Origin of the sequence: Arthrobacter sp. 7Tela_A1 (genome assembly GCF_049311065.1) — a bacterium.
Classification (GTDB): domain Bacteria; phylum Actinomycetota; class Actinomycetes; order Actinomycetales; family Micrococcaceae; genus Arthrobacter_B.
Map to the genome: position 1 here is coordinate 1 of NZ_JAXIOO010000037.1, position 9,901 is coordinate 9,901.

The following is a 9,901-nucleotide window of genomic DNA, read 5'->3' on the forward strand; positions in this document are numbered from 1 at the left end:
AGTTTGGCTTCGTTCCGGGGAAAACTCGTCATCAGGGGACAATCCGGTCACGGCGCCGCGCAGCACCTTCCCGCAGCAAACGATTCAGCCCAAACGCAGCACCCCGCATGCCCTCGCCACCCTGCCCCAACTCCGCCGTGGTCAGAAGCATCCAAAAAACAGGGTAAGATTGAAGAGCATCACCGCCGCAGGCACGGACAGCTGAGAAGTTGCAGATGGCAAGCGGCGCGTGACCCGAAGATTTCCCCGCGCAAGCGAGGACAAAGGGTTACGGCGGTCATTGCGTGGGGGAAACGCCCGGTCCCATTCCGAACCCGGAAGCTAAGGCCCACAGCGCCGATGGTACTGCACCTGGGAGGGTGTGGGAGAGTAGGTCACCGCCGGACATACTGTGATGAGTTGGACCCGTACAGAGACGTACGGGTCCATCTCTGTTTTAGGGCCGTACTGCTGACCAGCGTGCCGGGACGGCCCACAATGATTCAATGACGGATAAGAAGGATCCGTTCAGGCGCCGTCTTGATTCCGGAGCCGACCTGGACCGCACGATGTTCTTCAGCGATGCCGTATTCGCGATCGCCATGACGCTCCTGGCCGTGGATATCAAGGCGCCTGAAGTCCCCGCCGACCAACTCGGCCAGGCGATTCTGGAGCAGCGCCCCGAGTTCTTCGCCTACGCCCTGTCCTTCGCCGTCGCCGGCGCCTACTGGCTCAGTCATCACCGGCTGTTCCGACTGCTGAAGGGGTTCACCGGGGGACTGCAGCGCCTGAACCTGCTGCTGCTGTTCTTTGTGGCGTTGCTCGCCTATGCCACCGACATGCTGGCCCTGCACGATGACACGAGCCTCGGCGTCGTGATTTATGCTGCTGCCCTGGGGTTGATCGGCTCGGTGAACACCTGGATGTGGTCCTACTGCCGCAGGCGCGGACTCTTCCGGGACGACGTCAATCCCGGGCTGCTCAGGTACGCCCGCGTCCGTGCACCCGTCACTCCGGCGGTTTTCCTGCTCTCCATTCCTATTGCGCTGTTCAGCCCGTCGGCGGCGGAGCTGTCCTGGCTGTCGATCCTGGTCATCAACCTGGGTCTGCGGCTGGCAGGCCGGCGCCGCATGGGTGCCGCCGGGGACTCGTGACGCCGTCGGCAGCCCTCGATTCGGTAATCAGGGCGATGTCCGGTAGTCTTATATCTGCTCTTGACGAGCAAAAGCCTGGAGGATTCGCCTAGCGGCCTATGGCGCACGCCTGGAACGCGTGTTGGGTTAACGCCCTCGGGGGTTCAAATCCCCCATCCTCCGCCAGATGAGAAATCATCACAGAAACGCCCCGGTCTTCAGGCCGGGGCGTTTCTGCGTTTGCTCCGTCTGTCGGGCGGGCCCGGTCGGCCCTACACCCCAACAGGCCGGAAAAGCCGCTCAGCCAGCAGTACCGCACGGCGTTCGAGCACGGCCGGATCGTCCGGAACCAGGGACGACGCGATCTCGTATTCGTAACCGTCGAAGAAGGCCAGGAAGATGGCCACGAGGTCGTCCACCGACTCCGGGCCGACACCGAGTGACCCGTCCGCTGCACCGCGCTGCACCGCGGCCCGGACGTGCGCATCCCACAGCTCATACACGCTGTCCAGCCGCCCGCGCAGCTCGGGGTGCCGGCGGACCAGGCTGGACATTTCCAGCCAGAGCAGCCCGCGGCCGTGCAGGCTCGGCATGCCGCAAACGACGCCGATCATCCCCCGCAGCTCTCTCCACGGGCTGAGCCGGGCCGGGTCCAGGGCAGCGAAGTGCTCCACGAGCTCACCGCTGGCATGGCCAAGGGCCTCGCCCAGAAGCTGCTCCCGGGTTCCGAAGTAGTGCTGGATGACGCCGATCGAGACGCCCGCAGATTCGCTGACGTCCCGGAGGCGGGTCGCTTCATAGCCGTGCCTTGAGATGCTCTCCAGCGTCGCTTCGAGAATCACACGCCTCTTGGCCTCTTGGTTGCGGGCCACCCGCTGCTCCGTCCCGGGGCAGGATCCGGCGCCCGCCCCCGTTCAACTCTAGTTACCGGAATCAGCTGTACATGACGTAGACCTTGGACAGCGCCTCCGTGACGTTCCAGGTACCGGTCCAGCCCTGCGGGAAGACCGCCAGGTCGCCCGGGCCGACTTCCTGGGGCTCTTCGCCGTCGCGCTGGACGGTCATACGGCCGCTGAGCACGTAGATGACCTCGCCGCCGTCGGAGAAGTTCCATCGGGAGAGGCCGGCTGCGGTTTCCCAGGTGCCGGCGTGGATGCTCTCTTCCTCGGTGGAGAACAGGTTGTAGGTCTTGGTCTCGATGTCCGCACCCAGCGGGTCGGCCAGTGGCAGCGCAAGCGGCTCCACATCCTTTTCGGACTCTTCAACTTCGGCGATGGTGCGGACAATGGCCATGGATGCTCCTCAGTAGTCACAAACCAATATTCCGATATTGGTTTGTTCACGGTACTGACGCGGACTGGCCTCAACCAACTTCGTTACGCACCGGTTCTCCCTCCACAGGGAGCCAACGCGCAGGTGAATAGCCGTTCCCAGCCCAGACACCCTTGACGCAGCAAACCGGCGGGATAACGATTTACGGATCAAGGGGACGTGCGCTGCTGCCTGAAACACCGGCGTCGAACATCCCGCCCGGTTCGCGCGCAGTGCGGGAGCCACAGCCTGAATCGAGACGCCGGTGCCGGGCTCACGGCGCGGAAGGTTGCACGTGGAACAGCGGCCGCAGCACCAAGGCAAGATTGCGCTGATCACCGGAGCGTCCCGCGGGATCGGCCGGCGGGTGGCGGAGCGGCTGGCTGCGCAGGGCGCCCAGGTGGTGGTTGGCTACCGGAAGAACGCGGACCTGGCCAAGGACACTGTCGCGGAACTGCAGCGCCTCGGCGGCGGCGGGTTGGCGGTACAGGCGGACATTGAGAATCCCGAGGACATCGTCCGGCTGTTCGACGCCGCGGCAGCAGAATACGGGCGGCTGGACTACTACGTGAACAACGCCGCGGCCGCTGCATTCAAGAAGGTGGTCGACCTGAAGACCCACCATCTGGACCGGGCTTACGCCGTGAACGTGCGGCCTTTTGTGCTCGGGTCCCAGGAGGCAGTGAAACTGATGGACGACGGCGGCAGGATCGTCGCGCTGAGCAGTTACGGCAGCGTCCGGGCCTTCCCCACCTACGCGGCGCTGGGTTCCTATAAAGCCGCCGTCGAGTCCTTCGTCCGGTTTATGGCGGTCGAGTTCGCCGGCTACGGAATCAACGTCAACGCCGTGAACGGCGGGCTGATCGACTCCGACTCGCTCGAGTACTTCTACACCATGGACGGCATGGCGCCCATGGACAGCGTGATCTCGCGCATTCCCAAGCAACGGCCCGGCACCGTGGATGAAATGGCCGCCACCGTCGATTTCCTGCTCTCCCCGGGCGCGGAGTACATCACCGGGCAGTCCCTGGCGGTCGACGGCGGCCTGTCCGTGATCGCCCCGCCGTTCTTCAGCGACACCACCGACCCCGTAGCGCTTCCCGAACGGCCGCGGCGGCCGCAGGGGAACTGAGAAAGGACACCTGGATGCAGTACGACGCCGGACGGTTCAAGGACTACTTCGAGCACCAGATGACCTACGGCGCGGGGTTCCGGCGCAACGTCGCCCGGTACGGCAGCGCCGTCGCCATGATCGATCCGCCCACCGGACGGCAGTGGACCTACGCAGAACTTGGCGCTGACGTCGAAGCCAGCGCCAAAATGCTGGCCGACCGCGGCGTCGGCCGCGGGAGCCCGGTGATGTACCAGCTGTTCAACGGACCCGAGTTCGCGCTGCTGTACCTGGCAACGCACCGGCTCGGCGCGATCAGCGTGCCGATCAACTTCCGGCTGGCTCCGGGGGAGACGGCGCACATCCTCCGTGACAGCCAGCCCTCGGTCTTCATTGTCGACGCCGACTGCGCCGCCGCAGCGGCCCGGGCCCTGGAGATCGCGGAGATTAGCCCGCTGGTTCTCGTGGCCGGAACGCCCGACGGCGGACTGCCCGACGGCGGCCTGCCGGGCGGCTGGGATGACTTCGGGGCGGCGCTGGAACAGGCGCGGCTGGAACTGGCCGCCGCCGCGGAACGCGGGGAGCCGGCGTCGTCCGCCCTGCCCCCGCTGCCGGCGGATTTCTCCACGTATGAGGAGAGCACCCGGCTGTACACCTCGGGCACCACGGGCATGCCGAAGGGTGTGGCGCTGCCGTCGATCGCGGAGTTGATGAGCGCGCATGACGTGATCATGCACTTCCCGCTAACCCCGTATGACCGGACCCTGAACATGACCCCGTGGTTCCACCGCGGCGGCCTGCATTCGGGCGGACCGAACCCGTCCTTCTACATTGGCGCCGGGGTGGTGCCGCTGCGCAGCTTTAATCCGGCCACGGTGTTGGACTGGGTGGGTGATTACGGGCTGACGTTCCTGATCGGCGCGCCCACCACACTGGAGATGATTGCCGAGGAGCAGGAGAAGCAGCCGCGGGACATCAGCACGCTCAAGGGCATCGTGACCATGGGGGCTCCGCTGGACCGGGCGGCGGCGCTGCGGTACCAGGAGCTGCTCACCCCGCGGATCTTCAACGGGTACGGCACCACGGAGGCGTTCTGGAACACGTTCCTGCGTCCGGAGGACCTGCCGGAACGGGCCGGCACCGCGGGGCGCGCGTGCACGGATGACGACGTCGCCGTCGTGAAGGTCTTCCCGGACCGCCGCGCCCGGCCGGACGAGCTGGCGGCACAGGACGGAACCGAGGCCGGGGAGATGATCATGCGCTCGCCGAAGGCCGGGTACAGCTATGTGAACCTGCCCGGCGCGGATGAGGAGAAGTTCGTGGATGGGTGGCTGTATCCGGGGGACATGGCCACCTGGGATGCGGACGGCTTCGTCACGATCCTGGGGCGCAAGGACGACATGATCATTTCCGGCGGCGAGAACATCCATCCGGTGCAGGTGGAAGGCGTGCTGGCGGAACATCCCGAGGTGCTGGACTCGGTGGTGGTCAGCGTGCCGGATCCGCAGTGGGGCCAGCGGGTAGTGGCATACGTCGTGCCGCGCAGTGAGGCGGCGACGGCGGATGCCCTGGACGAATTCTGCCTCGCCCATCCCGGGCTGGCGGATTTCAAGCGGCCGCGCGCCTATCGGTTCGTGGACTCCGTGCCGCTGACCGCGACCGGAAAGAAGATGCACTTCAAGCTGGCCGAGACGGCAGTGGAGGACCTGGGGGCCGGGAACCTGATGGTGCCGGGCACGGCGGTGAACACCGAGTGAGGGACGGCATGGACACGCAGCGGGTGGTCATCACCGGGATGGGGGCGCAGACTCCGCTCGGCGGTTCCTGGCCGCTGACGTGGGAAGCCCTGAAGGAGGGCAAATCCGGGGTCGACCGGATTACCGCGTTCGACGCTTCGGACTTCCCGACCCGGATCGCCGCCGAGGTCAAGGGCTTCGACCCGGCCGTCTGGCTGCCGGTCAAGCGGATCAACCGGTCCTCGCGCGCTTCGCAGCTGGCTGTCGCCGCGGCGCGGGAGGCGGCGGCCGACGCCGGACTGGGCGAGTCGTTGGAGGACGTCGACGCCGCCGTGATCATCAACAGCGCGGTGTCCGGTTATCCGGAAATCCAGGACGCGACCCGGCTCTTTGACGCGGAGGGCATCCGGCCGGTCAGCCCGAGCTTCGTGGCGTCGTCGCTGACGAACATGCCCGCGTGCGAGGTCGCGATCGACCTGTCCGTGCACGGCCCGGTGAACGCCAGCGCGCTCGCCTGCGCCAGCGGAACGCACGCCCTGCTGGAGGCGCGCCGGGCGCTGCTGGCGGGGGACGCCGACGTCGTTATTGCCGGCGGTACCGACGCCGCCATCACTCCGGTCATGTTCGCGGGACTCACCGCGATGCGGGGCCTGTCGCGGAGCAATGACGTGCCGCAGGAGGCCTCGCGCCCGTTCGACGCCGAGAGGGACGGTTTCGTCTTCGGCGAAGGCGCGGTGGTGTGCGTGATGGAGACGCTGGCGCATGCGCGGGCCCGCGGCGTGAGGGTTTATGCCGAGGTGCTGGGCGGAGCGATGACGTCCGACGCGTTCCACATCGTGGCGCCGGAACCGAGCGGCAAGTACGCGGCGCGGGCGATTTCGCGGACCCTTTCGCAGGCCAGGCTGGACCCCTCTGACGTGGAGCTGGTCTGTGCGCACGGCACGTCGACGAAGGCCAACGACCGGACGGAGACGTTGGCGCTGCATACGGTGTTCGGCGAGCATGCCGGGTCTTTGGCGGTGACCGCACCGAAGTCGATGACCGGGCACCTGATTGGAGCCGCGGGTACCCTGGCGTCGCTGCTGTGTGCGATGTCGATCGTTGAGGGCGTGATTCCGCCGACGATCAACTATTCGACGCCGGATCCGGAGTGCGACCTGGACTATGTGCCGAACACCGCCCGGGAGCAGGACGTGCAGTATGCCGTGACAAACGCGTTCGGGTTCGGCGGGCAGAACTGCGTGGTGGCGTTCGGCCGGGTGTAGCTGGTCCGTCCATAGCTGGTCCGCCTGCGGACGTTACTTCGACAGGGCCTGGTCCAGCGGTTCCTGGATCTCGCTGTAGTCGCCGGTTTCCAGCTGCAGGGTCTGGCCGTCGAGGTAGAGCGTAGGGGTGCCCTTGACCTGGAGGTCCTGGGCGTCCTTGAGGTCCCGGGCAACGCGCTCCTTGGTGGCGTCCGAGTTGTAGTCCGCCTCGAACTGGTCCATGTCCAGGCCGAGCTCCTTGGCATAGCCCGCGAAGACCTCGTCCACGTTGGAGGCGGACTTCCAGTCCTGCTGGTGCTCGAAGACCTTGGAGGCCATCTGCTCCAGGGCGCCCTGCTCCGCAGCGGCTTCCACCGCGCGGGCGGAGGGCTCGGCGTTCTGGTGCTTGGGCAGCGGGTAGTTCCGCACCACGATCCGGACCTGGTCGCCGTAGTCGGCCTTGGCCTGCTCGATCAGCGTGTCCATCTTGGCGCAGTACGGGCACTGGTAGTCGGTGAACAGGACCAGGGTCGCCTGTGGGTCAGCCGGGTCGGTAATGGTCCGGGCATCTGCGGGGACCAGCTTGTCCATCTGGTCGGCCGGGAGGGATGCTTCCGCGGAGGCGCTGACTGACGTTGACGGTGACGGGGAATCAGACGAGGTCCCGCAGGACACCACGCCGCCGCTTACCAGCAGCCCAGCGATGATCAGTGAAGGTAAAGCCTTGCGCATGGTTCCTTTCCTGTATGGGGGAGGCACGCAGCGGCGCGCGCCAATACGGGTAGGGAGGTTGCTGCTCTTTTAATGTTTCCACCGGGCTCCGGGGGACTGGAAGGGATTTGTGACACAGTTCACGTCTTTTCCGGGGGCTCCGGTCCGTGGGAACGCGACCCTATCGTTCAACCTTTGGGGAGTTAACGCTGTCACGGGACCCTGCCGTTCAACCTTCGGGGAGTAAACGTCCTTTGGGGACGGTGCAAGCAGCGTTATCTCCCCGAAGGTTGAAGAGTTTGGGATCAGTCCCGGCGGTGCTCGTCAGTTTCCCCGGCCAGCCTCGCGATGCGCTCGCGGGCTGAACGCTCCGACGGACCCATGTTGCCAAGCCCGAAGCGGATGACGCGCAGCACCAGTTTCACCGGGCCGTGCACCGGGAGTTTGAACGGCCCCAGATGCGGTTCGCGGAGGCCGAGCAGTTCGCGGTGCCGCGGTTCCAGGGAGGCGACGGCGCCGGCGAACAGGACGCGGTAACCGATCAGCTGGTTCTTCGGCAGGGGAGGGCGGCGGATGAATCCCACGACTTCCTGCACCGTGGGGCTGGAGCGCAGCTCGGGGTCGAAGGCGGCCATCTGCTTCCGCAGACCGGCGAGGTCCCGGGGCGGGTTCTCGATCCGCATGAGTTCGCCGGCGGTGGCCCACTCGGCCACGTACTGGTCCGGGCCGCCGGGAATGGGCCCGCCGAACTCCATGTGGGACGTCAGGAACGCGTCGGTGAAAGCGAGGTGCACCCAGCGGGCGAGCTCGGGGTCGTTCGCGGAATAGGGGCGGACAATTCCGGAAGCGTCCTCGTAGGTGCCTTGAACCCGTTCATGCAGGCGCAGAACCCAGCTCGAGGCGCTGCGTGCCGCCGTCGTATCCCCGTAAGTGACGGTGAAGATCCAACGGATGGTTCCGGCGAGCCGGCCTAGCGGGTCTTCCTTGTAGTTGGAGTAGTCGCGGACGCCGGCCATCGCGCCGGGGTGCAGTGCCTGCAGCAGCAGGGCCCGGATGCCGGCGATGATCGTGGTCATGGATCCGTGGACCGCCCACACTGCGGATCCCGGTCCGTAGTAACCGCGGTCGGTGCCGTTGGCGAGCTCGAGCTCCCATTCCGGGATGGTCTCCGAATTGTTGCTGAACGTGCCGACCAGCTGGCGGCGCCAGGATTCAAGAAGCTTGCCCATCGTCCCAGTATGGTCCTGCCGGCTGGGTAGCCGACATGGAGGGGGCAGGAAGTTTGGGTATCAACACTCCGCCGGAATCACTACGACGAACGGGAAGTCGCCGGCGCAAGGGGACTGTGGAAGCTACGGGTGGTGAAGGTTCCGTCCGGAGCGTGCGGTGACGCCGATGGGGGGGGCTTCCCTGGGGCCGGAGGGCAGGGGCGCGGTGGGTGCGACGCCGGTGGGCCGCACTGGGCTGATTGAGCAGCAGCGCCATCCTGTGTCGCAATAACGTTGTTCTGGGCGCTTTTCAGAATCTGTCGGCGCAATAACGTTGTTCTGGGCCGTTCAAAGCGACGTTATTGCGACAGGAGATTTCCAGAACCCTCCAGAGCGACGTTATTGCAGCACAAGATGCCCGCGCGGCGGGTGCGTCGGCGCGGCAGCACGTGCGCTGAGGTGCGGGCACTGCCGAACAATCACGCCTAGGGTGGACGCCATGACCTCAGCCACGGCAGCAGGATATAAACGCTTCGCAGCACTCGAAGCCCGTGGTGTGTCAGCGCTCTACGAGGAGTGGGCGGGGTCAATTGCCGACGACGACGCGGTCCTGACCTTGATCGATTCACTCCCGCGGCCCAAGAGGCAGCCGAACCTGGTCTTCGCCGCAGCACGCCTGGCCGGTGCTCCGCTGGCCCGGTATCCGGAGTTCCGGGAGTGGCTGCTGGCCCGGTGGTCCGCCGTCGAACCCATCATCCACTCACGGATGACCCAGACGAATGAAGCGGGCCGGTGCGCAGTCCTGCTGCCGCTGCTGAGCCGGATCGAAGGACCGGTGGCACTGATCGAAGCCGGGGCCTCCGCCGGATTCTGCCTCTATCCCGACCGGTACAGCTACCGTTACCAGGCCGACGACGGCGAACAGGTCCTGCATCCCGCAGCCGGTGCCAGCACGGTCGAGCTGCCCTGCACGCTCACGGGAACAGCTGTTCCCGAACGCCTGCCCGACGTCGTATGGCGGGCAGGAATCGACCTGAACCCTTTGGATGTCCAAGACTTCGAGGACATGGCCTGGCTGGAAACCCTGGTCTGGCCCGAACATGAGGAACGCCGCGACCGGCTGCGGGCAGTGGCGAAGGTCGCTGCCGAAGACCCGCCGCACCTGGTCCGGGGCGACATCGTGGAGGCACTCCCGCAGCTGGTGGACAAGGCGCCGAAGGACGCGACCGTCGTCGTCTTCCACAGTGCGGTGTTGCCGTATCTGGAAGCCGACCACCGGCAGCGGTTCGTCGATCGAGTGCAGGGGTTGGACGTCATCTGGGTCAGCAATGAAGGCGAAGCCGCCCTGCCCATGGTCAACAAGCAGCTTCCCCGCAGCGCGGAAGGACGGCTGGTCCTGTCCCTGGACGGCGTTCCCCAAGCCTTCACCGGACCGCACGGCCAGAGCTACGAAGCGCTCTGACCGTGA

At 66.3% G+C, this 9,901-nt stretch carries 10 protein-coding genes, 1 tRNA gene and 1 rRNA gene; 8 read left to right on the forward strand and 4 right to left on the reverse strand.

Annotated elements, in window-relative coordinates:
* The 4 genes from TVB01_RS13555 to TVB01_RS13570 all read left to right on the forward strand — a co-directional run.
* Window positions 1–205, forward strand: a 205-nt coding sequence (locus tag TVB01_RS13555) for a hypothetical protein (protein ID WP_422456447.1), incomplete at its 5' end; no start/stop codon positions are given.
* Window positions 206–269: 64 nt separating this feature from the next.
* Window positions 270–386 (forward strand): 5S ribosomal RNA (gene rrf / locus TVB01_RS13560).
* Window positions 387–485: 99 nt separating this feature from the next.
* Window positions 486–1,133 (forward strand): TMEM175 family protein, encoded by a 648-nt coding sequence (locus TVB01_RS13565; protein WP_422456448.1) that lies wholly within the window; start codon window positions 486–488, stop codon window positions 1,131–1,133.
* 77 nt (window positions 1,134–1,210) lie between these two features.
* Window positions 1,211–1,298: transfer RNA gene (locus TVB01_RS13570), tRNA-Ser, on the forward strand.
* An 86-nt stretch (window positions 1,299–1,384) separates the two neighbouring features.
* Here TVB01_RS13570 and TVB01_RS13575 read toward each other — a convergent pair.
* Both TVB01_RS13575 and TVB01_RS13580 read right to left on the reverse strand, forming a co-directional pair.
* On the reverse strand, window positions 1,385–1,984 hold the full coding sequence (locus tag TVB01_RS13575) for a TetR/AcrR family transcriptional regulator (protein WP_422456449.1): 600 nt from the start codon (window positions 1,982–1,984) through the stop codon (window positions 1,385–1,387).
* Window positions 1,985–2,045: 61 nt separating this feature from the next.
* Entirely contained in the window at window positions 2,046–2,405 is a 360-nt protein-coding gene (locus tag TVB01_RS13580) for a cupin domain-containing protein (protein WP_422456450.1), read from the reverse strand.
* Window positions 2,406–2,718: 313 nt separating this feature from the next.
* On the opposite strand from TVB01_RS13580, the gene TVB01_RS13585 reads away from it, so the two are divergent.
* The 3 genes from TVB01_RS13585 to TVB01_RS13595 are packed head-to-tail and all read left to right on the forward strand — an operon-like array spanning window position 2,719 to window position 6,535.
* Window positions 2,719–3,555 (forward strand): SDR family oxidoreductase, encoded by an 837-nt coding sequence (locus tag TVB01_RS13585; RefSeq protein WP_422456451.1) that lies wholly within the window; start codon window positions 2,719–2,721, stop codon window positions 3,553–3,555.
* 14 nt (window positions 3,556–3,569) lie between these two features.
* The gene (locus tag TVB01_RS13590; protein WP_422456452.1) at window positions 3,570–5,291 is read left to right on the forward strand and encodes a class I adenylate-forming enzyme family protein; all 1,722 of its coding nucleotides are present in this window, start codon (window positions 3,570–3,572) and stop codon (window positions 5,289–5,291) included.
* Between the two features lie 8 nt (window positions 5,292–5,299).
* A complete protein-coding gene (locus tag TVB01_RS13595; RefSeq protein WP_422456453.1) occupies window positions 5,300–6,535 on the forward strand; it encodes a beta-ketoacyl-[acyl-carrier-protein] synthase family protein in 1,236 nt (411 codons plus the stop codon).
* A gap of 33 nt (window positions 6,536–6,568) precedes the next feature.
* On the opposite strand, the gene TVB01_RS13600 is transcribed toward TVB01_RS13595, so the two are convergent.
* Both TVB01_RS13600 and TVB01_RS13605 read right to left on the reverse strand, forming a co-directional pair.
* Entirely contained in the window at window positions 6,569–7,246 is a 678-nt protein-coding gene (locus TVB01_RS13600; protein ID WP_422456454.1) for a DsbA family protein, read from the reverse strand.
* A 284-nt stretch (window positions 7,247–7,530) separates the two neighbouring features.
* Window positions 7,531–8,454 (reverse strand): oxygenase MpaB family protein, encoded by a 924-nt coding sequence (locus TVB01_RS13605; protein WP_422456455.1) that lies wholly within the window; start codon window positions 8,452–8,454, stop codon window positions 7,531–7,533.
* Between the two features lie 478 nt (window positions 8,455–8,932).
* Between TVB01_RS13605 and TVB01_RS13610 the strand changes: the two genes are divergently transcribed.
* Window positions 8,933–9,895, forward strand: a complete 963-nt coding sequence (locus TVB01_RS13610) for a DUF2332 domain-containing protein (RefSeq protein WP_422456456.1) — start codon at window positions 8,933–8,935, stop codon at window positions 9,893–9,895.
* The last annotated feature ends 6 nt before the right edge of the window (window positions 9,896–9,901 follow it).